This window comes from Acinetobacter sp. 802_lipA, assembly GCF_058242885.1.
Map to the genome: position 1 here is coordinate 3212428 of NZ_JBZAYP010000001.1, position 22363 is coordinate 3234790.

At 40.9% G+C, this 22363-nt stretch carries 20 protein-coding genes and 2 pseudogenes; 15 read left to right on the forward strand and 7 right to left on the reverse strand.

Annotated elements, in window-relative coordinates; all coding sequences use genetic code 11:
• The first annotated feature begins 11 nt into the window (after positions 1 to 11).
• Positions 12 to 743, forward strand: a complete 732-nt coding sequence (locus tag AC4CU3_RS15875) for a histidine phosphatase family protein (protein WP_078388778.1) — start codon at positions 12 to 14, stop codon at positions 741 to 743.
• Positions 744 to 938: 195 nt separating this feature from the next.
• Positions 939 to 1704: pseudogene (locus AC4CU3_RS15880) on the forward strand (IS5-like element ISAba31 family transposase).
• A gap of 35 nt (positions 1705 to 1739) precedes the next feature.
• On the opposite strand, the gene AC4CU3_RS15885 reads toward AC4CU3_RS15880, so the two are convergent.
• Positions 1740 to 2180: a hypothetical protein gene (locus tag AC4CU3_RS15885; RefSeq protein WP_010326978.1), complete on the reverse strand. Its 441-nt coding sequence runs from the start codon at positions 2178 to 2180 to the stop codon at positions 1740 to 1742.
• A gap of 465 nt (positions 2181 to 2645) precedes the next feature.
• Here AC4CU3_RS15885 and AC4CU3_RS15890 point away from each other — a divergent pair.
• The 3 genes and pseudogenes from AC4CU3_RS15890 to AC4CU3_RS15900 form a co-directional block, all read left to right on the forward strand.
• Positions 2646 to 4789: pseudogene (locus AC4CU3_RS15890) on the forward strand (M66 family metalloprotease); the annotation flags it as partial.
• A gap of 70 nt (positions 4790 to 4859) precedes the next feature.
• Positions 4860 to 5950 (forward strand): IS4 family transposase gene (locus AC4CU3_RS15895; protein WP_490738091.1). Its coding sequence is split into 2 segments (ribosomal slippage): positions 4860 to 5400 and positions 5400 to 5950, totalling 1092 coding nucleotides; the frame shifts between segments, so codons are not numbered across the junction.
• Positions 5951 to 6008: 58 nt separating this feature from the next.
• Positions 6009 to 6416, forward strand: coding sequence for a ricin-type beta-trefoil lectin domain protein (locus AC4CU3_RS15900; RefSeq protein WP_490738381.1), 408 nt, complete (start codon positions 6009 to 6011; stop codon positions 6414 to 6416).
• A gap of 232 nt (positions 6417 to 6648) precedes the next feature.
• Here the strand turns inward: AC4CU3_RS15900 and rpsT are convergent, their stop codons facing one another.
• A complete protein-coding gene (rpsT, locus tag AC4CU3_RS15905; RefSeq protein ID WP_279044153.1) occupies positions 6649 to 6915 on the reverse strand; it encodes a 30S ribosomal protein S20 in 267 nt (88 codons plus the stop codon).
• Positions 6916 to 7128: 213 nt separating this feature from the next.
• Between rpsT and AC4CU3_RS15910 the strand changes: the two genes are divergently transcribed.
• Genes AC4CU3_RS15910 through AC4CU3_RS15920 form a run of 3 tightly spaced genes read left to right on the forward strand, consistent with a single transcriptional unit; the run spans position 7129 to position 9144 of the window.
• Positions 7129 to 7794 carry a Rossmann-fold NAD(P)-binding domain-containing protein gene (locus AC4CU3_RS15910; RefSeq protein WP_126036983.1) on the forward strand — a complete coding sequence of 222 codons (666 nt, stop codon included), beginning with the start codon at positions 7129 to 7131 and terminating at the stop codon, positions 7792 to 7794.
• A gap of 8 nt (positions 7795 to 7802) precedes the next feature.
• Positions 7803 to 8315: a ribonuclease E activity regulator RraA gene (gene rraA / locus AC4CU3_RS15915; RefSeq protein WP_010326975.1), complete on the forward strand. Its 513-nt coding sequence runs from the start codon at positions 7803 to 7805 to the stop codon at positions 8313 to 8315.
• 49 nt (positions 8316 to 8364) lie between these two features.
• The gene (locus AC4CU3_RS15920) at positions 8365 to 9144 is read left to right on the forward strand and encodes a glutathione S-transferase N-terminal domain-containing protein (protein WP_004696607.1); all 780 of its coding nucleotides are present in this window, start codon (positions 8365 to 8367) and stop codon (positions 9142 to 9144) included.
• 155 nt (positions 9145 to 9299) lie between these two features.
• Here AC4CU3_RS15920 and AC4CU3_RS15925 read toward each other — a convergent pair whose 3' ends face one another.
• A complete protein-coding gene (locus tag AC4CU3_RS15925) occupies positions 9300 to 10211 on the reverse strand; it encodes an alpha/beta fold hydrolase (protein WP_279044152.1) in 912 nt (303 codons plus the stop codon).
• A 22-nt stretch (positions 10212 to 10233) separates the two neighbouring features.
• A complete protein-coding gene (locus AC4CU3_RS15930; RefSeq protein ID WP_010326972.1) occupies positions 10234 to 10773 on the reverse strand; it encodes a PadR family transcriptional regulator in 540 nt (179 codons plus the stop codon).
• Between the two features lie 169 nt (positions 10774 to 10942).
• On the opposite strand from AC4CU3_RS15930, the gene AC4CU3_RS15935 reads away from it, so the two are divergent.
• The 3 genes from AC4CU3_RS15935 (at position 10943) to AC4CU3_RS15945 (ending at position 14775) form a co-directional block, all read left to right on the forward strand.
• On the forward strand, positions 10943 to 12967 hold the full coding sequence (locus AC4CU3_RS15935) for an NADPH-dependent 2,4-dienoyl-CoA reductase (protein WP_236770005.1): 2025 nt from the start codon (positions 10943 to 10945) through the stop codon (positions 12965 to 12967).
• A 191-nt stretch (positions 12968 to 13158) separates the two neighbouring features.
• Entirely contained in the window at positions 13159 to 13572 is a 414-nt protein-coding gene (locus AC4CU3_RS15940) for a nuclear transport factor 2 family protein (RefSeq protein WP_236770006.1), read from the forward strand.
• 81 nt (positions 13573 to 13653) lie between these two features.
• Positions 13654 to 14775, forward strand: coding sequence for an alpha/beta fold hydrolase (locus tag AC4CU3_RS15945; RefSeq protein WP_279044150.1), 1122 nt, complete (start codon positions 13654 to 13656; stop codon positions 14773 to 14775).
• Positions 14776 to 14807: 32 nt separating this feature from the next.
• Here AC4CU3_RS15945 and AC4CU3_RS15950 read toward each other — a convergent pair whose 3' ends face one another.
• Positions 14808 to 15977, reverse strand: a complete 1170-nt coding sequence (locus AC4CU3_RS15950; RefSeq protein WP_279044149.1) for an MFS transporter — start codon at positions 15975 to 15977, stop codon at positions 14808 to 14810.
• A gap of 8 nt (positions 15978 to 15985) precedes the next feature.
• A complete protein-coding gene (gene dkgB / locus AC4CU3_RS15955; protein WP_279044148.1) occupies positions 15986 to 16792 on the reverse strand; it encodes a 2,5-didehydrogluconate reductase DkgB in 807 nt (268 codons plus the stop codon).
• Positions 16793 to 16902: 110 nt separating this feature from the next.
• Between dkgB and AC4CU3_RS15960 the strand changes: the two genes are divergently transcribed.
• Entirely contained in the window at positions 16903 to 17793 is an 891-nt protein-coding gene (locus tag AC4CU3_RS15960; RefSeq protein WP_279044146.1) for a LysR substrate-binding domain-containing protein, read from the forward strand.
• 58 nt (positions 17794 to 17851) lie between these two features.
• On the opposite strand, the gene AC4CU3_RS15965 is transcribed toward AC4CU3_RS15960, so the two are convergent.
• The gene (locus tag AC4CU3_RS15965; protein WP_263507048.1) at positions 17852 to 18253 is read right to left on the reverse strand and encodes an internalin; all 402 of its coding nucleotides are present in this window, start codon (positions 18251 to 18253) and stop codon (positions 17852 to 17854) included.
• 226 nt (positions 18254 to 18479) lie between these two features.
• Between AC4CU3_RS15965 and pyrG the strand changes: the two genes are divergently transcribed.
• The 3 genes from pyrG to eno are packed head-to-tail and all read left to right on the forward strand — an operon-like array spanning position 18480 to position 22359.
• Entirely contained in the window at positions 18480 to 20120 is a 1641-nt protein-coding gene (gene pyrG, locus AC4CU3_RS15970) for a CTP synthase (RefSeq protein WP_004696627.1), read from the forward strand.
• Between the two features lie 31 nt (positions 20121 to 20151).
• On the forward strand, positions 20152 to 21009 hold the full coding sequence (kdsA, locus tag AC4CU3_RS15975) for a 3-deoxy-8-phosphooctulonate synthase (RefSeq protein WP_005401052.1): 858 nt from the start codon (positions 20152 to 20154) through the stop codon (positions 21007 to 21009).
• A 60-nt stretch (positions 21010 to 21069) separates the two neighbouring features.
• Complete coding sequence (gene eno / locus AC4CU3_RS15980; protein ID WP_004696631.1) at positions 21070 to 22359, forward strand: phosphopyruvate hydratase; 1290 nt, start codon at positions 21070 to 21072, stop codon at positions 22357 to 22359.
• Positions 22360 to 22363: the final 4 nt, after the last annotated feature.

The window sequence follows — 22363 nt, forward strand, 5'->3', positions numbered from 1 at the left end:
TGCTAGTGATTATGGCCTTAGAGTTACTCCCGCCTAGTATGTTGAAGGCAATCGATTTATTGCCAGATGCAAAAACACCAGTGACGTTGTTTACACGTCATTCCATTCGTGAAGTTGTTACGGGTCAGGGGCTTGCAGGCTATGATTTACAGTTGACGCATCAAGGGCGCGATTTGGCACAGGCATGGGGTTCCTATCTGATCGATAATACGGATCGAGTGATACAACACTGTATTTCTAGCCCAATTCAACGTTGTATTGATACCGCTGCATTAATGATTCAAGGGGCAGATGGACAAACCCTTGAGCCGAATACCCACCGTATTGAAATTATCGAACAAGGTTTATTGGTTGAGCCAGGCAGTTTTGTTTTGGATATTAAGCAAGCCGGCCCTTATTTTCAGCGTCAAGGCGCTCTAGGATTTATTAATAGCTTTGTTAATAATGCCTTACCCGGTATGAAGCATCCGATTCATGGCGTCGTAGATGTATTGGAGCTTATATATAACACGCATCCGAACAATCCTTATGGTTTGAGCCTTGCGGTCAGTCATGACACGATTTTAGCCGCGATTTTGGCGGTTATTTCAGGGCGCACGATTGTGACCAAAGAAGACTGGCCGAAAATGATGGAAGGTCTTTTCGTATGGTTTGAGGGAGATGTGTTTTTGGAATCAAAATTGAAATGGATTTGGCGTGGGGAAATGAATGAACTGAATATTCATGAATTTCAAAATCTGTAAGTGCTTTTTTTATTAATAAAAAATCAGCTATAAATCTCGTTCATTCATTTAGGCGTTCGTTTGAACGAGAAAAAGAATATACGAGATTTATAGATCGATCATTCGTCAACCTTATTAGGGTGTGTTGACACTTTTAGCTTAAAAAAATAGCGAAGTAGTAAAATCAAATCGCCAAACCCAATTTTACTATTCGCTATGCCTCGTACCATGCTGACAGATCAACACTGGCAAAAGTTGAAAGTTATTCTGCGTAATTTATCCATTCACCACAACTCAAATTTACGCAATTTTATTGAAGCTATTCTCTATAGAATTAGAACAGGCTGTCCGTGGCGAGATATTCCTTGTTGTTTTGGTCATTCAAACTCTATTTTCAAACGTTTTAATCGTTGGTCAAGCAGCGGTAAGTTACTTAGATTATTCAAATTATTAGCCTCATGCCCCGATATGGAGTGGATTTTTATTGATGGCTCTCATGTACGTGCTCATCAACATTCTGCCGGCATAGCGAATCAATCTATTTCTAAAAGTGTAGGAGGAAACTCCTCAAAAATACATTTGATTGTTGATGCACATGGCAATCCTATTGATTTCATGATTACCGATGGAACCACACATGATGTTAAAGTTGCACCTGATTTAATATCAACATTAGATTTAAAAGAGACAAAAGTGGTATGTGCAGATAAAGGCTATGATTCAGAACCACTGCGTGAACAGATCAGGAAAACAGGGACTAAAGCGAATATACCAAAGAAAACAAATAGCCAATCGAACAATGACCATATGGACTGGTATTTATATAAAATCAGGCATTTAGTTGAAAATATGTTTTGTAGATTAAAGCAATTTAGAGGAATAGCTACTCGATATGACAAGCTCAAAAGAAATTATCAAAGTTCTGTTGCTTTAGCCTGTATATTTTTATGGCTACCTTTATAGGGTTAATTATGAACAGTAAATGTCAACAGACCCTAAATGCTATATCGCATAAGTTTAAATTTTGGCTTTGAGTCGATTGGGAAAATCGAGCAAGTCGATACTCAGGCCTTCATCATTTAAAGGCCATAATGAGGTATTCACCGCTACGCTGTGCTGATGAATGCGATTGTATTTATCTGCAGCAATGAGCGTGGCAATCTCATGATTCGAAAGGGTATAAGCATTGACAACATCGGCTGGATATTGAGTACGGTCATAAAACTCAGCTTCCGTTTCCCCTTGGTGCAGTGCAAAAATACGTTCAATTGCAGGCAAGTAAACGCCATAGCCTAACCATGCATCAACGCCCTGAGAAGCCTGAATTTCTGCGGTTCCCCGCATATTTGAGATGACTTTGGCGAGTATGTCTTTTTCACCTTTGGTGTGAAAATACTCAATATATTGTTGTTCTGTCGGTTGAAATTTTTCAAGTGTTGGAAGAAATTTATTAATCATGCTATTCCCCAGTAGAACATTCTATGTGGTTTCATTATAAGAAAACAGAATACCATAATTAATTTATGGGATTTTAATCATTTTGGATCTAAAAATTAAAATAAGCTACGTGCTTACAAAGAAAATTAATTGAAATCTCTTTTTTTTAAAAAATTGACTGACAAATATTGGCACTATATTGGTGCAAATTCAAATGTATAACTCATCATTATTTTTCATAAATTCAAGCCCTGTCACAGAACTTTTACTTTTCGGACTTTAGTTTTAATGTTTATAAAAAATATGTTCTGAAGTGACAAATTATGTAAATTGAATATCAATAGAAAATAGTGTTAAATAATTAAGTTTTTGATTTATATAAATTATTAATGATTTTTAATTTTATTTGTGACTGTTTTGGGGGGAGATGTGAAAAGTGTGAATGAGTTCTTGTATTGCAAGCTAAGTCTTTGTGTTGTAACGCTGATGCTTGCTGCATGTGGTGGTGGGGATGGCGATTCGGCAGAAGCTGCACCTGAAGTTATTGAAAGCACATTGGGGTATTTTGACTACGATGCAAACTCAAAAACACGTGTGATACGAAATGATTTAATTGGTAGCTTTGAGGCGATGTTGCAATTTGGTCAGAGTCATGTGGTTGATCCAAATGGTAATGAAAGTAAAAAAATGCCACATTTAACGATGGAAAAAGAGGCATTGTTATTGGTTACACCCAGTCAAGCAATGGGAACAATCGAGATGCTGAGTGCAGACATCTATATGAATAACCAATGGTTAAGAACTATTGAATTGGCTGATCCAACACACATTCCTCAGTCTGATCAAACTAATACTGATGACCGTCCGCGTGTGCAATATAGTAAGCGCGCGTGGAGTGCTCGACTCAATTGGATGAAATACGTCCAGGTTTGCGTATTCAGATCAAAGATTCTCTTGGACGTCAGGGGCAAATTGCGGAAGACAAAATTGATTTTGCCTCTCCGGGAGAGTTGGTCTTAAACAATATTCGTATCGGTATGTTAACGGCTCCTCCTGTTTCCAATGGTCACTATATGCTGAATGATCCTGTTCGGGCAGGTTCAGATTACTTTCAAACGATTCCAGCTGCTGAAATGACCGTTGCAAAATATGATGATATTCAGTTGGATCGCGTCATGATTGCAGACGGGACGATTTACGATACGGCAAGCACCAGCCAAGGCGGAGTTTATGAGGGTGACATGCGTGAAAACGTGGGTAAGTCGACATTTAGCGTAGGTATTAATCTAGCAAACTGGGGAATTACCAGTGCTTCGATGGCAAGTCAAAATCAACCACAATTAACCCAAACCGTAGTTGCACACCATAGCCGTGGAAAATATGCCAATGGCGAAAGTAATCATGGTTTAAGTGGTGGTAACGGCATGCTAACTTTGTATGATTCGGTTGGGAATGAATTTAGTCATGAAATTGGACACCACTATGGATTGGGGCATTATCCTGGGCAGGAGAAGGGTAATGATTTCTGGACCTCACATCATGCGGACAGTGGTTGGGGTTATATTCCGTATCGCAATATGATGCGGGGTAATTTGATTTGGAATAATAAGGATTTATGGGCTAATTCTACAGGAATTGCAAATTTCTTATCTTTATATCCACATAGCCGAGATGCAATGTCTGGTGGTTATGCATCAAGCTCAGTTTCACGTTATACCCACTATACGGGTTATAGCACTTATTTAAAAATTCAACCGCACTTTAACCGCTATGTGTGGGATAAGACTTCACCTACGGGCTATAAAAAATGGAATGAAGTAACAAGGCAGATGGAAGTGGTTCAGCCTACTATGCCAGATTCTGCTGCACCTGTTTGGTATCAACCAAAGCAAAACTATCTACGCCCACGTGTTTTTGGTGAGCCTGTAGTGACTATTTTAGGTGGCTATGACCCTGTTGCGCGGGTTGGACTACTATATCCTGCGGCACGTTCAAACTGGGGCAATGTTTATGATTTACCCGCTGCAAATACGGCGTTAAATCAGGATGCATGTTGGTTGAATGTACCGTATCCAAATACAGTGACCAATATTGCACTGGCTCCGACACGATTAGGTAGTAATGCCAATAAATTACATGTCAATTTAGCACTTGCAGATCACCCTCAAAAAGTTGATTTATATTGTAAGCAGGCCAATGCTGTTGCCAAATTATTATCAACTACAGTGATTCCCCAATATGCTACGGCTATTACACCTGCAGTTAAGATTGGTAAAGCACAGGGTTATAAAGCCTTACGCGATGTAGAGTTGCCTCTCCTTGAGCAAGAGCTACTGAATCAAGCGGCGAACAATCTTATTGTTTTGTCATCAAATGGTTTAATGCTTTATCAGGCTTATAAGTCATATAAAAATGAGATGAGTTTGGTTGCACAGCAGGTACTTGAGCGTTATGAAGAGCAAGAAACTAGGTGGATGCGTTTAAATCGTTGGGTAAATGTTTATTATGATGATTTGGCCAAAGATGTACCTGCTGCGATTGATGCACTCAATGCTTTTATCAAACAGCTAGGTTTACAACAAGATGACCCACTTGCACAAAGTACTTTGTTAAAAAATAACAAAAACTGCTCTGTACACGACAAAAATAGATAACTCATTGAAATAATGTCATAATAATTGTTTTCTAACGACGAATACTATGACACATCTCAATGAGTTATATCTTATCTTAAACAAATCTCTAAAATGGAACAAGTCACATTTAAAGTGCTTTGCGCTCATCATGCTTGTGATTATTTTAAAGCAAACATGTAATCTTTCTTCTGCATCTAAAGCCTTGCCCATCAAGTGCTTACCACAATCATTTTATCGACGTATGCAGCGCTTCTTTGCAGGTCAGTATTTTGATTATCGTCAAATTTCTCGGTTGATTTTCAATATGTTTTCATTCGACCAAGTGCAACTGACTTTAGATAGAACCAATTGGAAATGGGGAAAACGAAATATTAATATCCTGATGCTTGCGATCGTTTATCGTGGAATAGCGATACCTATCGTTTGGACATTGCTTAATAAACGTGGAAATTCAGATACGAAAGAGCGGATTGCTTTGATTCAACGCTTTATATCCATTTTTGGTAAAGACCGTATTGTGAATGTGTTCGCAGACAGAGAGTTTATCGGTGAGCAGTGGTTTACATGGTTAATTGAACAAGACATCAACTTCTGCATTCGTGTTAAAAAAACTTCATTGTCACCAATCATTTAGGGAAGAATCATAAAATTAGTGATTTATTTCGCCATCTTCAACTTGGTCAAATTGAATGTCGTAAACGACGGATTTTGGTTGGTCGGGTGAAACTATATATGAGTGCACTACAGTTAGAAAATGGAGAGCTTTTACTCGTCGTTTCTCCTCAGTTTAATGCCAATGCTATTCAGGATTATGCATTACGCTGGGAAATTGAAACCTTATTCAGTTGTCTCAAAGGACGAGGATTCAATCTTGAAAATACGCGCTTGACAGACGCTAGACGAGTGAAAAAATTGATTGCGGTGTTAGCTATAAGCTTCTGTTGGTGTTACTTAACGGGTGAATGGCAACATGATCAAAAAAAAGCGATAAAAATAAAGAAGCATGGACGACTCTCAATGAGTTTATTTCGCTATGGTTTAGACTATGTTCAAATGGCGATTCAGCGTTTAATTGGTTTTGGGAAAAAAGAAGAGTTTAAGGAAATTTTGGCAATTTTAAGAAGGCAGAATCCTGATAGGATAAGGGTTCTGTGAAATTTGTCGTGTACAGAGCAAAAACTGTTTAAAAACGGAGTTAACTGCGAACAAAAAAATGGATATTTACATTAGTGGCCCGTCGGCTTGTGCTGCTGATGATACTGAGCAGTGGGTTTATGACAGTTTAGGACGTATCCATAGCAAAGCGGCTATGGGGCAGTGTTTAACGGGTAATGGGGGAAGTGCTAAAGTCACCTTGACTGACTGTGTGGCGAATAATGCAGCACAAGTGTGGTCAATGGATGCCACGACGTCTGCCATTAAACAATCAGGACAGTGCTTAGACTTAAACTCGGGTAGTTTGGTAAATAACCGTCAGATTGCAATTCGATATGGTTGCTCTGGAAATAACAATCAAAGATGGTCAATGCTGAATCAAAATACAAGCTTGATTTTAGCTGGGGCAACATCGAGAAATATTAGTATTTTAGTGAAAAACCTGAAAACTCAATCTTTGAATTAAACCACTGCTCATCTAGCAAATGATTTAACATGAAATGAAAGGAGCTCCCTAAAGGGGGCTTTTTTTGTAAGTAGATGTTCTTGTGGATGCTAGAGAGCGCTTGCTAAATTTTATTTGAGTTTTAAGCTGTATTGTTAAGTAACAGATGTATTGGAAAAGGTTTAGGCGTTGGAAGGTTCAAAAAATAGATACAAAAAAAGCCCTTTAAAAAGGGCTTTTTTTAATGCATAAATTAGTTAGCTAAAGCTTTAACTTGTGCATTTAAACGGCTCTTATGACGAGCAGCTTTGTTCTTATGGATGATGCCTTTATCAGCCATACGGTCGAGTACTGGTACAGCAGTTTTGTATGCTTCAGAAGCAACTGCGTAATCACCAGCAGCGATAGCAGCTACTGTACGTTTGATGTAAGTACGAACCATAGAACGTAAGCTTGCGTTGTGTTTGCGTGCTTTAACGTTTTGACGAGCACGTTTTTTAGCTTGAGCAGAGTTTGCCACTCGTGCACTCCTTGAAATAGATTGGTCTGGGCGGGCTGAAATTCAAACTGAAAACCACATCAGAAGAACAATCACCAGCCCGTAAACAAGTGGCATATTTTGATTAATATACGCAGTGAAGTCAAGTCTTGACATGCTTTGACTATATTTAAGATACATAAAAATTCTAAAGAAAAGGTAAGATTAGCCATCTGCATGGGAGTTTGTATAAAAATGACACAAAATATAGAACAAGCCATTGTGATTGGAGCAACGGGTTTGGTGGGCTTAAACCTGATTCAACAATTACAACAACTGCAAAGTTGTAGCAAAATATTGGCTGTGGTCAGAAAGCATAATGTGCAGCTCGATCGGTATGACAAAGTTCAGCAACTGGAGCTGGATGATTTTTTATTACTTAACCATGAAGATGTTCAGGGCTACAGTCATGCTTTTAGTTGTTTGGGGACGACTTTAAAGAAAGCTGGCTCAAAAGAGCAGTTTTATGCCATCGACTATGTGGTGAATGCACATTTTGCTGAATTGTTTGTTTTGACCAAAACCCATTATGTGTTGATCAGTGCCTTGGGTGCGCAAGCCAATTCGAAAATCTTCTATAATCGCGTCAAAGGTGAGCTTGAAGAGACTATTCGAGGACTCGATTTATATAAGGTTAGTATTCTGCAGCCATCCTTACTGATCGGACAGCGTAATGAAGGTCGCATGTTGGAAGATATATTCCAAAAGGCTTATACCAAACTATCGCATTTTATACCAAAGCATTTTAAATATAAGCCAGTGACAGCAGAACAAGTGGCTCATACTATGGTCGAGGCTGCCCAAACGCAGACCGAGAAATTTGAAATATATGATAATTTACGCATACAAAAGACAAAATGAGGGGAAGTGTGGTGACGACAGCATTTGTGACATGCGATTTATTGGATGATCATCCTGAACTTGATTTACAAGTGGTCAGTCCATCGATGGATGGTAAGTTTTTTAGGAGCTATGGTGCGCGTAAAACCTTTGGTGGTCAGGTGGTTACGGTTAAATGCTTTGAAGATAACTCTCGGGTGAAAGAGCTGTTAGCAACAGATGGTACGGGTAAAGTATTGGTTGTGGATGGTGGTGCTTCGATGCGCTGTGCCTTGATGGGAGACTTAATTGCAGAGTCAGCAGTCAAAAATCACTGGAATGGTGTGGTGATTTATGGCTGTGTCCGTGATGTAGATGCCATTGCTGAACTAGATTTAGGGGTGCATGCTTTAGCTGCTATTCCACAAAAAAGTAATCGTAAAGGTGTAGGAGAAGTTGATATCAGCTTGTATTTTGGTGGTGTCACCATTCAATCAGGTCATTATCTCTATGCGGATAATAACGGCATTGTCATTGCAAAAGAAAAACTGGTCGATGCATAAGTACCAACCAGACTCATAACAACATCAACAAAAGATATGGACGTGTAATATGGTGAAGCATCAAATTAAAGTGATTCAGGCTCTTTTTTCGGGGCTTGCGCAAGGTGGGCGTGGTGTAACTGGAACGCCGCATCCTAAACAACCTGAGCAACCTTTAAAGCTCTATGAGTTTGAAGGCTCGCCATATTGTCGTCGTGTGCGTGAAGTACTGACTTTGTTGAACTTGGATTATGAAGTGTATCCATGTCCTAAGGGTGGAACTAAATATCGTCCTTTGGTGAAACAGTTGGGTGGGAAAACCCAATTTCCTTTTTTACTCGATGAAAATACAGACACTAAGCTATACGAGTCTGAAGATATTATTCACTACTTGTTTGAACAATATGGTCGCAGTGGTAAAACACCGAAAAAGTATGCACATTATCCCAAAACACCTTATGTTGCTTATGTCGGGACATTGGTAAATGGTGCGAGTGGGGTGTGGATCAACAAGAGTATTAAAGATCGCGTAGCGCCAGAACAGCTGTTACAACTTTGGGGATTTGAAGCCAGTCCTTATACTCGGATTGTCCGTGGTTTACTGACCGAGTTGGAGCTCCCTTTTAAGTTTCATAATGTGCCTAAAGAACGTTGGCAAGATCAAGGCCCAGCTGTACTGCGTTTAAAACCGGGCAAATATGTACCTTTGGCAGGTGGAAAGCGTGAGCAAGTCATGCAGGTGATGGGACGTGATATTCAAGTGCCATATTTGGTTGACCCGAATACCGAAACGGCTTTGTTTGAGTCGGCGGATATTGTTGCTTATCTCAAGCAGACCTATGCAGCATAAGAAAAGGCGTCTCTTAGAGATGCCTTTTTTAATTCCTAAGCATTGATGTTTTATCGGACTGATCTGATTTTTGTAATTACAATGCAATGATTAAGTGTGTTTATCTTCAGCTGTTATAAAAATATTCATCATTTGGCTGATACAACGACACACATTTAAACGTCTGTAGCCTTGAGGAAACGTGTAATTTCTTGGGAAAATTTGAGCGGTTCACTCAATAAAGGCGTATGCCCAGATTTTTTAAAGATCACCATTTTTGCATGAGGCACACTTGAGGCAATCAGCTTTTGTCCTTGAGCAGGATAAAGTTTTGAGTCTTCACCAATAAAAAATGTAGCCGGTCGGTCAATCTGGCGGAGCGCACTGCGATAGTCTTCTTGATGATCAAGATAATTTTGAATATACCAAGCCATATAGTCTAAACGCTGGATCGGGAGCATGAATTTTTGCAAGTATGGCTGTTGAAATGCTTTTTGAAATAAAGCCGCAGTTCGAGAGGGTGTGGCTTGCAGTTGGATAAAATCCAACCATTGCTTGACCAGTTCAGTACGTATGGGTGCTGTTAAGTCTGAAACCAAACGATACTGCGCATTTTGCGCCAATAAGTCTGCAATGTTTTGTAGGATAGCTTTGAAATTGGCGTGCTTTTCAGCAAATAAACCATGTGGCCAGTCTGCATCGACGCTAATCTTGGGTGTTTGGTCAATGTGTAAATAGCTGCGGATATGGTTTTGAAAGCGACCATATTGCATGCCATGCATGGCTGTCGTAGCGCCCATAGAATAGGCAATCACATGGAATGCTGTATCAGCATATTGTTTTAGAAAGCAGTTTAAATCTTGCCAGTGGCTGGAAATCGCATCCAGTGTGGGAATTTTGCACTGCGCTGAACCACCAAAACCTCGCCAGTCAGGAATGTAAAAACGGTACTTTTTACGGTGTTGATATAAAAAAGGTAGCCATTGCCAACTTTGCATCCCTAAGCCAGATAAGACCAGTACTGGTGTGCCTTGTCCAAATTCTCGAACATAGAGTTTTTCGCCATCTGGCATTAAATAATGTGGCATGATCAATCCTTTGTGTGGTTTTTTATTTTTCGAAGTTTTTAAGTGCTGGAATCATGGTCTCTAGCCACTCAATCCAACCACATTCTAAATTAATTCCAAGTTGTAAAATCATTCTATGAATATATAAGGTACGATCATTTTCTTCAGCATGACCAAAGTCTTTGGCAAAAATGCTTTGGTAAATTTGTAGTTTTTCTTTGTGTAGTATGAGATGTCGTTCAAGTTCAGGCAAAACCGTGTTGCCGCCAAGCTGAGCCTCAACACGCAGTCTCACCATCAGTTCTTCACGGAGCTGGGCAGGTGGGCTTTGTTTTACCAGCCAGTCGGCAAGTTCTGTACGTCCGAGCTGTTCTGCCTGATAGGTTTTTTTACGCGAGGTTGCACCATCGTCTTCTATCGTTGAAATCCAGCCTTTGCTCTGCATAGCGCTGAGTTCTCTATATATCTGTTGATGTGTTGCATTCCAAAAGAAGCCCATTGAACGGTCAAAACGACGCGCTAACTCAATACCTGTGCTTGGTTTTTCAATCAAACTGGTCAATAAAACATGAGCTAATGACATTTCGGTAATATTTCGCAAATAAAATGGACGTAGAGTCATTATGCAACATGTTGCATAAAAAACAAATCTCGATTATAAAGATAAACATTATGCAACTTGTTGCATTAAATAATTTGATCTAACCTTGTATTTAAAATACTAGCCAGCGAAAGCACGCCAAGGAGTACACATGTCTAATTATCAGCATTTACTTGCGCCTTTAGATTTAGGCTTTACCACATTAAAAAACCGCGTATTAATGGGATCTATGCACGTTGGACTTGAAGAAGTTGAAGGTGGTTATGATCGCATGGCGGCATTTTATGCAGAGCGTGCTGCTGGCGGTGTAGGACTTATTGTAACAGGGGGTATTTCACCGAATGATCATGGTGTGACTTTTCACGGTGGTTCTAAGTTAGATACTTTAGAAGAAGCGGAAAAGCATAAAGTCATCACACAAGCCGTACATAATGCGGGTGGTAAAATCGCATTACAGATTTTACATACTGGGCGTTATTCTTATCAGGCTGAAAACGTCGCACCTTCTGCGATTCAAGCACCGATTAACCCTGTAAAACCTCATGCCCTTACTTCTGCTGAAGTAAATCAGACTATTGCAGACTTTGTGAATTGTGCAAAATTGTCACAAGTTGCTGGCTATGATGGTGTTGAAATCATGGGCTCAGAAGGCTACTTAATCAATGAATTCATTGCGGCACGTACCAACCATCGTGATGATGAATGGGGTGGAAGCTATGAGAATCGTATTCGTTTTCCGATTGAGATCGTAAAACGCACTCGTGCAGAAGTTGGTGAAAACTTTATTATTATTTATCGTCTTTCAATGCTGGATTTGGTTGAAGGTGGTTCGACTTTAGAAGAAGTGATTCAGCTTGCCAAAGAAATTGAAAAGGCGGGCGCAACCATTATCAATACAGGTATTGGTTGGCATGAAGCGCGTATTCCAACGATTGCAACCAAAGTGCCACGTGCGGCATTTACATGGGTGACCAAGAAGCTAAAAGGATCGGTTCAGATTCCTTTAGTTACGTCTAACCGTATTAATACCCCTGAAATGGCTGAACATGTTTTGGCTCAGGGTGATGCGGATATGGTGTCGATGGCACGCCCAATGCTTGCAGACGCTGAGTTTGTACTCAAAGCAGAACAAGGCCGTAGTGATGAAATCAATACTTGTATTGGTTGTAACCAAGCCTGTTTAGATCAAATTTTCTCCATGCAAATTGCGACGTGTTTAGTCAACCCGCGTGCATGTTATGAAACTGAACTGATTTTTAAAGAAAGTGCGGCTAAGAAAAATATTGCGGTGATTGGTGCTGGGCCTGCAGGTTTGAGTTTTGCGACTTATGCCGCTGACCGTGGACATCAAGTGACTGTTTTTGAAGCAGCAAGTCAGATTGGTGGTCAGTTTAATATTGCGAAGACTATTCCTGGTAAAGAAGAGTTTTACGAAACACTGCGTTATTTCAAACGTAAAATTGAATTACAACCCAATATCAAATTGGTGCTGAATCATACCGCAACTTATGAGGAACTGAGCGCTGAAAATTATGATGACATTGTGGTTGCAACAGGTGTGACTCCACGTGAGCTGACTATTGAAGGGATTGATCACCCGAAAGTGTTGAGCTATATCGAAGTTCTACGTGAGCGTAAGCCCGTCGGCAAAAAAGTCGCGATTATTGGTGCGGGTGGTATTGGTTTCGATACGGCAGAATACTTAAGCCATGAAGGCGAAAGCGGTAGTTTAAACCCACAAAAATTCTATGATGAGTGGGGAATCGACACCAGCTATGCGCATGTCGGTGGCTTAAAACAGCCAGTCTTGGAGCAATCGGATCGTGAAATTTACCTTCTACAGCGTAAAGCGAAGGCAGTCGGTGCAAGCTTAGGTAAAACCACGGGTTGGATTCACCGTACGGGGCTAAAACATCGCGATGTAAAAATGATTGCAGGTGCAAGCTACGACAAAATTGATGATCAAGGTCTCCACATTACAGTGAATGATCAGCCAACGGTTTTAGAGGTTGATCACGTGATTATCTGTGCAGGACAAGAGTCTTATACTGCAATGTACGACCAATTAAAAGCCGATGGTAAAAATGTGCATTTGATTGGTGGTGCGAAAGAAGCAGGTGAGTTGGATGCGAAGCGTGCGATTCGTCAAGGCGCTGAACTGGCTGCGACCATTTAATCGATAACAATAATTTATCAGCTTAAAATTTGTAATAAAGCTCCCTCTCCTACACGGAGAGGGTTTGGGAGAGGTATTTTCTAAAATATTATCTTTTCCCTCGTGTTGCCTTTTCCATGAAACGTATGTGGTGTAAGAGAAGGTGCCTTTATTTCAGATTTGAGTGGATTCACTTTCATAAGGACATAAGAATGAGTTTAGCAACAACAAAACAAGCATTGGTACGCTGGCATGATATGGTCACGACTCGTGATATGAGCATCTTAAATGAGCTTTTAGCAGAAGATGTCGTGTTCCGTTCACCGGTGGCATTTAATCCTTATCCGGGTAAGCAAGTGGTTTTTTTTATTTTAAGTAATGTGATTCAGGTTTTTGAAAACTTTACTTACCACCGTGAATTTTTTACAGAAGATGGTTTTAGTGTCGTCCTTGAGTTTTCTGCCAATGTCGGCGAAAAAAAGCTCAAAGGGATTGACATGATTCGTTTTAATGAGCAAGGTCAAATTGTAGATTTTGAAGTGATGATCCGTCCTAAATCGGGGCTAGAGGCCTTAGCTGTACAAATGGGACAGCGAATGGCAGCTTTTGCACCTCAAGCTGGATGATAAACGTGTGACTTGTTATTTATAGTTAGGCATGAAAATTGATGCATCACCAAGAAAGATAGGAAAAAAGAAGGTGCTGATATGAATGCTGTGTTCAGTTTGCTAAACCAATTAAGCCAAACGGCGTGGGATCGAGTGACTGGTGCGGAACAACCGAAGCTCTATGTTAACCCGCAAGGGCAAATTCAAGAGACTGTTGGGGCGCTTACACAGCTTCAGGAAAAGTACAGACCAACACCGTGGTTATCCAACACGCATGCCCATCTTTTATATTTTGATGTGATTCAAAAGCGTCGGATTCAATTGGAATACGATCATTTTGATCAATTAGAGATGCAAGACGGTGGGGTCACTGGCATTATGTGGTTCGGTTATGACTTGCCTGAAGTGACGCCAACGGTTGTGGTTATGCATACGATTACGGGCTCTCCTGAAAGTATGCGTGAGGTGGTGCGTGACTTAAATCGCTATACGGGTTGGCGCATTGCACTGTGCTTACGCCGTGGACATGCAGACCTTCCAATGCCTGTACCCAAAATGAATCTTTTCGGTTCAACCGATGATTTACGTGAGCAAATTGCCTTTATTCAAAGCACATTTCCAAGTTCAACGTTGTATGCGGTTGGCTCTTCTGCGGGAACCGGGCTTTTGGTGCGTTATTTGGGCGAAGAAGGGAGTCAAACCCCTTTTAATGCGGCCTTTGCCCTGTGTCCGGGTTATAACACGGAGTTGGGTTTTGTAAATGTGTATCCCTTTTACAGTAAGGTCATGACCAAGAAACTGTTTAAGAAATTTATTTTTCCTTATCAGCAAACTTGGCAAGAAACGGCGTCTGTCTCGCAAGTTTTAATGACTAAAACCTTGGCTGAGTTTGAGTCGAGTTATTATGAAATGGCGGGTTATGTGGACTATGACAGTTATAAACAAGCCACAAACCCAATCTATGTATTTGAAAATGTCACCATTCCATTGCTGATTTTAAATGCAGAGGATGATCCCGTCTGTCATATTAAAAATTTTGAACCGTATAAAGACATGATCCGTCAAATGCCGAATATTGCGGTAGTGACCACCAAAAAAGGCAGCCATTGTGGCTTCTATGAAGGGGTACTCAATACCGAGTCTTGGGCAACCAAGCTGATTGCGGACTTTTTGAAACTGGAACATCAAAAAACACTAAAAAAAAGACCTACAGCAGTGTAGGTCTTTTTTGATTGGTTCAGCAGTGTAAAGGCTTAAACGGCTTCACAGGCTTTCTTGCTAAGACCGAACTTCATTTGCAGTAAGACCAAGATCAAGGCCATAAAGCTGAGTGCGGCACCTGCATATGAAACTGCTGCATAGCTGAGTTGCATACTCAGTACCGTTGCACCTGCAAAGGCACCTAAGGCATTGCCTAAGTTAAACGCGCCAATGTTAACCGAAGAGGCGAACCCAGGCGCATCTGCTGCGATTGACATGACGCGCATTTGTAGTGGCGGTACTACCGCAAATGCTGCCGCACCCCAAATCACCAAGCCAATCGCTGCACCAATAGTTGTTTGCGCTAATACTGGGAAAACAAGCATCATCACCATTAAAAGTACAAGGAAGCCTATCAGGGTTTTCTCTAGGGATAGATCGGCAAACTTTCCACCCAAATGATTACCAATGGAGAAACCGATCCCGATTAAAACCAACATCAAGGTGATGGTTTGCGGTGATGCCTGCATAAATACATGTAGGCTCGGAGCAATGTAGGTATATAACGCAAACATTGCGCCCGCGCTCATGACCGTGGTTAATAAAGCAAGGACGACAGGCGCACGTGTTAAAACACGTAATTCTTCTGCTACATTCGGTTTAACCACATCGTGATCTTGCGGTAGCGCTTTCCATAGTGCCAACATGGTCATAATGCCTAAGATTGAAATCGCAGCAAAAGCCATGCGCCAACTGGTATTTTGACTGAGCCATGTTGCAAGTGGTACACCGCCAATGTTGGCAATGGTGAGACCCATAAACATCATGGCGACTGCACTGGCTTGTTTGTCTTTAGGCACAACACTGGCTGCCACCACCGAACCTAAGCCAAAGAATGCACCATGGTTTAAACTGGTAATTAAACGTGCACCCATGAGACTCATATAATCAGGTGCAACGGTTGCCAACACATTCCCAATCGTGAAAATAGCCATCAATAGGATTAAAGCTGTTTTCTTAGGAAAGCGTGCCAACCATAAGGTCATGAGCGGAGCCCCAAGCATGACGCCTACAGCATAGGCACTAATTAGCAGTCCGGCTTGTGGAATTGAAACGGACAAATCGTTGGCAATTTCAGGCAAAAATCCCATGGGTGAAAACTCGGTAGTTCCAATGGCAAAAGCACCCACCGCAAGCGCCAAAAGTGGAAAATTAATTTTCATAGCGATGCTCAATCCCAAATCGGTGCTAATCCGGCAGGATTAACTTCACGTTGATTTCGGTCTAATTGCGTAATTGCCATCATTTCTTCAGTCGACAGTTGAATCTCTTGAGCTTTTAAGTTGGACATCAAGTGTTCACGTTTGGTTGAAGAAGGTATGACTGCAAAACCACGTTGTAATGCCCAAGCCAAGCTAATTTGTGCAGTCGATACTTGATTTTGCTGCGCGATGTGCATTAAAACAGGATCATTCAAAACCTTACCGTAAGCCAGTGTCATATATGAAGTGACATCAATGTTTTGCGCTTGGAGGAAATCAACCAGTTGATGGTTTTGTAGGTAAGGACTGAGTTCAATTTGGTTGGTTGCGATATTTTCTAGCCCAATACTCTCAATCGCCTGTTGAGTCAGCTCAATATTGAAGTTAGAAATACCAATGTGTTCGGTCAAACCTTGTTGTTTCGCTTGCAATAAGTTCTGCATGAGTTCTGTAATGTTTACACCTGTACTTGGGGCAGGCCAGTGGATCAAGGTTAGATTCACGGTATCGGTTTTTAGTTTATGCAAACTTTCTTTTAAGCTTGGAATCAATTTTTCTGCTGAGTAATTTTCCGTCCAGATTTTTGTGGTGAGAAAAAGATCTTGACGATTGATACCACTGAGTTCAATGGCTTGACCAACTTCGGCTTCATTACCATAGATTTGAGCAGTATCGACCGCACGATAACCGACTTCTAGTGCAGTTTTCACAGACTCAATGACAGTGTCACCTGTTAAACGAAAAGTACCTAGGCCGAATTGAGGAACGATATTCATTTTTTACTCGATAACTTGTTGCATTGAATGAGGCTATTTTGTAGAAAAAAGACTTGCTTAAAAACTGGGTAATTTGCAAAATATTATTGACTATTAATCAATAATTACACATGAAATCAACCATAGAAGAATTAACGGCTTTTGTGAGCATTGTTGATAGTGGCTCTATCGTCAAAGCTGCGCAGCAATTGGATCAAACCACATCGGGTGTCAGCCGAGCCTTGCAACGTCTAGAGTCAAAGTTGAATGTGACTTTGCTAGAGCGAACGACACGGAAGCTCAAGTTGACCTATGAAGGACAGCAGTTTTTGGCAAAGGCGCGTAAAATTTTACTGGATCTGACCGAAGCTGAAGAAAGTCTGCAAAATACTGATGCTGAGGCGTCTGGTTTAATTCGGATTGATTCAGCAACGCCTTTTGTACTGCATGTGATAGTGCCGCTGATTGAAGAATTTATGCAGCACTACCCAAAAATTGATATAGAAATTACCAATCACGATCAGGTTATAGACTTACTTGAACATAAAACCGATGTCGCGATTAGGTTTGGTGAGTTAGCGGATTCCAGCTTACATGCCAAGCTGCTTTGTAAAAGTCGGTTATATATTGTGGCTAGTCCTGTTTATGCGCAAAAACATGGTCTACCCAAAAATGCAGCAGAATTAAGCTCACATACCTTGCTTGGTTTTAGTCAGCCTGCGCATTTAAATACGTGGCCTATTCAGTTGGAGGATGAACCTTTAACCATTCAGGCCAAAATTAAATGTTCAAATGGTGAAACTGTTCGTCAGTTGGCATTGCAGGGGGCAGGGATTGCCTGTTTGTCACGCTTTATGGTCGAGCAAGATATTCAAGATGGGCGGTTTATTGCTTTGTTGGAAGACCAAATTCAGATTAAAGAGCAGAAAATACATGCGGTCTACTATCAACAAAACTATGTGCCAAAGCGTATTCGCTTATTTATTGACTTTCTTGCCGAAAAATTAAAAGCTTATTTATAAGCCAGCAATAAAAAACCCGATATCAATCGGGTTTTTTTAATCATCTAAATAGTGATGATTAGTTTTCTAAAGCTGGTGTCGCTGCTGCAATGGCTGCTGCAACCGCATCATCTTCAGTTTGCGTATTTGGGTTTGTATTACTTGGACGTGCTTGCGTTGGTTTTTCTTCAGCTTTAGGTGCTTCTGCTTTAGGCGCAGGCTCTGCTGCTGGAGCAGGTGCTGGTGTTTCACGACGGATCTCAGTAGTTGTATTAGGTGTTTCTTCGCGAATCACTTCAACTTGCGCTGGAATCTCAGGCTCAGACGCTGCTAAAGGTTGAAGTTCAACAGTTTGTTGTTGCTCTGTAGTGACGACTTCAACTTGTTCTTGTTCATCTTCTTTAGGCGCTTCTTTCTTTACACATGCTGTTAATAGTAAGCCTGCTGTAATGGCACCACAAATTAAAAGTTTTTTATTCATAATTACATAAAATCGAGTGTTTGAAGGATCGCGCCATTATAACAGCAAAATGCAAGATGAAAATCCTATGAACTTAGCTTAATTTTATCTGCCAAATGCTGATAGAATATCCAATTGTTTATTGTTCTATGAATTGATGCGGATTGACTTTGCTTTATTGGTACAAGGTAAAGTAAAATTGCGCAACATTGCAGGCCGAATTAGGCTCGATTGTACGAGAAACCCAATGACCCATTTTATTTTCGTGACTGGTGGTGTAGTTTCATCACTAGGTAAAGGTATTTCAGCTGCTTCAGTTGCTGCGCTTTTAGAAGCCCGTGGATTAAAAGTAACCATGGTAAAAATGGATCCATACATTAATGTCGATCCAGGGACTATGAGCCCGTTCCAACATGGTGAAGTTTTTGTCACAGAGGATGGTGCAGAAACCGATTTAGACTTGGGTTATTACGAACGTTTCTTGCGTCGTGCGAAAATGACCAAGTTAAATAACTTTACATCTGGTCGCGTATACCAAGACGTTTTAAATAAAGAACGCCGTGGTGACTACCTTGGTGGAACTGTTCAAGTTATTCCACACATTACAGACAACATCAAAGAACGTGTACTTCGTGCAGGCGAAGGTTATGACGTTGCGATTGTTGAAATTGGCGGCACAGTAGGTGACATCGAATCTCTCCCATTCATGGAATCGGTACGTCAACTTATGGTTGAACTAGGTCATAAGCGCACTATGCTTATGCACTTAACTTTGCTTCCATATATCAAATCTGCGGCAGAGTTGAAAACTAAACCAACTCAGCACTCGGTAAAAGAATTGTTATCGATTGGTATTCAGCCTGACATTTTAATTTGTCGTACTGAATATGATGTTGATGCAGACACGACCCGTAAAATTGCCTTGTTCACAAACGTTGAAGCACGTGCAGTTGTGGTGTGTAAAGATGCGCGCAGCATTTACCAAATTCCGCGTACATTCTATGAACAAAATGTTGACGACTTAATCTGTGAACGTTTTGGTTTCAATGACTTGCCTGAAGCTGATTTAACAGACTGGGACAATGTTGTAGAAGCACTACTAAACCCTGAATACACTGTACGTGTTGCAATGGTTGGTAAGTATGTTGAACTTCCAGATGCGTATAAGTCTGTAAATGAAGCGCTTTTACATGCGGGCATTCAAAATCGCGTTAAAGTTCAAATTGACTATGTCAATGCTGAAGAACTTGAAAGCCAAGATGTCAATGAAGTATTGAAAGATATGGATGCAATCTTGGTACCGGGTGGTTTTGGTGAACGTGGTACTGAAGGGAAAATGCAAGCGATTAAATTCGCACGTGAAAATGGTGTTCCATTCTTGGGTATTTGTTTAGGTATGCAGTTGGCTGTGATCGAATATGCACGTAATGTCGTGGGTATTAGTGACGCGAGTTCGACTGAATTCAATCGTTCGACTAAGTCTCCATTGATTGGTCTAATCACTGAATGGTTAGATGAGCGCGGTGAAGTTCAACAGCGTAATGTTGACTCTGATCTTGGTGGTACGATGCGTCTTGGTGCTCAAAAATCAGAATTGGTTGAAGGGACTAAAACACGTGAAGTGTATGGTTCAGCAGATATTATTGAACGTCACCGTCACCGCTATGAGATGAATAACCGTTTTATTCCAGCGCTTGAAGAAGCTGGCATGAAAATTTCGGGCTATTCACCTGTACAGCACTTAGTAGAAACAGTTGAAATTCCTCAACATCCTTGGTTTATTGCTGTACAATTCCACCCGGAATTTACAAGTTCACCACGTGATGGACACCCATTATTTGCTAGTTTTATTGATGCTGCGAAAGCACAGTACAAAAAAGCGAAGTAATTGGGGTTAAGCAATAAACTAGGAAGTTTAAATGTCACAATTAAAACCACAAGAAATTGTACGTTTAGGCGATATACAAATGGCAAACCACTTGCCATTTGTACTATTCGGCGGAATGAACGTACTTGAGTCTAAAGATTTGGCTTTTGAAATTGCAGAGACCTATGTCGATATCTGCAAGCGTTTGGAGATTCCTTACGTATTTAAAGCCAGTTTTGATAAAGCCAACCGTTCAAGCTTGAACTCGTTTCGAGGGCCAGGCCTAGAAAAAGGGATTGAGTGGTTAGCTGACATTAAAAAACATTTTAATGTACCCATTATTACTGATGTACATGAACCTTACCAAGCTGCACCTGTAGCGGAAGTTGCGGATATTATTCAACTTCCTGCTTTTCTAAGTCGTCAGACGGATTTGGTTGAAGCGATGGCCAAAACGGATGCCATCATTAACATCAAAAAAGCACAATTCCTTGCACCTCATGAAATGCGCCATATTTTGCATAAGTGTTTAGAGGCAGGGAATGACAAGCTCATTATTTGTGAACGTGGTTCGGCATTTGGTTACAACAATTTGGTTGTAGATATGTTGGGCTTTGACATCATGAAAGAAATGAATGTCCCTGTGTTCTTTGATGTAACCCATGCGCTTCAAACTCCGGGTGGTCGTGCAGATTCTGCGGGCGGTCGCCGTGCGCAAATCACGACACTTGCTCGCGCGGGAATGGCAACAGGTCTAGCAGGTTTATTCTTAGAAGCGCATCCAGACCCAGAAAAAGCCAAGTGTGATGGACCATGCGCGTTGCGTATGTCTCAACTTGAGCCTTTCTTGGCGCAGCTAAAAGAATTGGACACCTTGGTTAAAGGTTTCAAAAAGCTAGATACACACTAAATTATAAACTCATTGATGCCATCTAAAGCATCTCGTTATTAATCAACTGAGGAATTGTTCATGAGCCAAATCGTTGACATTCGTGCACGTGAAATTTTGGACTCTCGTGGTAACCCAACCATCGAAGCAGACGTAATCTTAGCATCTGGCGTAGTTGGCCGTGCATGTGCACCATCTGGTGCTTCAACTGGTTCTCGTGAAGCTTTAGAACTTCGTGATGGTGACAAAGCACGCTATTTGGGTAAAGGTGTTAAAACTGCGGTTAACAACGTAAACACGATTATCCGTGATGCTTTAGTGGGCAAATCAGTATTTGAACAAAAAGACATCGATAACACGATGATCGAACTTGATGGTACTGAAAACAAAGAAAAATTGGGTGCGAATGCAACTTTAGCTGTATCACTAGCTGCTGCACGTGCTGCTGCTGATGAAAAGAAAATTCCTCTTTTCCAATACATCGCAGACTTACGTGGTCAAACCATTTTGACTATGCCTGTACCAATGATGAACATCATCAATGGTGGTTCGCATGCAGACAATAATGTGGATATTCAAGAGTTCATGATTGAGCCTGTGGGCTTCACTTCATTCTCTGAAGCATTACGTGCGGGTGCTGAAATCTTCCATTCTCTAAAATCAGTTTTAAACAAAAAAGGTTTAAACACTGCTGTAGGAGATGAAGGTGGTTTTGCGCCGAACTTACGTTCAAACGAAGAAGCAATCACAGTTATTCTTGAAGCGATTGGTCAAACGGGTTACAAAGCAGGTTCTGACATTATGCTTGCGCTTGACTGTGCGTCTTCAGAATTTTACAAAAATGGCCAGTACATCCTTGCTGGTGAAGGCAATAAAGCATTCACAAGCAACCAGTTCTCTGACTATTTGGCTGGACTTGTAAACCAATATCCAATTATCTCTATTGAAGATGGTCTAGATGAGTCAGATTGGGAAGGTTGGTCTTACTTGACATCAATCCTTGGTGACAAAATCCAGTTGGTGGGTGATGACTTGTTCGTTACAAACCCGAAAATCCTTCAACGTGGTATTAATGAGAAAGTGGGTAACTCTATCTTAATTAAATACAACCAAATTGGTACGTTGACTGAAACTCTAGATGCAATCTATCTTGCGAAAGAAAATGGTTACTCTACAGTGATTTCACACCGTTCCGGCGAAACTGAAGATTCTACGATTGCAGATCTTGCGGTGGGTACTGCTGCTGGTCAAATCAAGACAGGTTCACTTTGTCGTTCTGACCGCGTAGCGAAATACAACCAATTGCTTCGTATTGAAGAATTGACAAATGCTGCTTACCGCGGTAAAGCTGAGTTTAAAGGTTTAAACTAAGCGA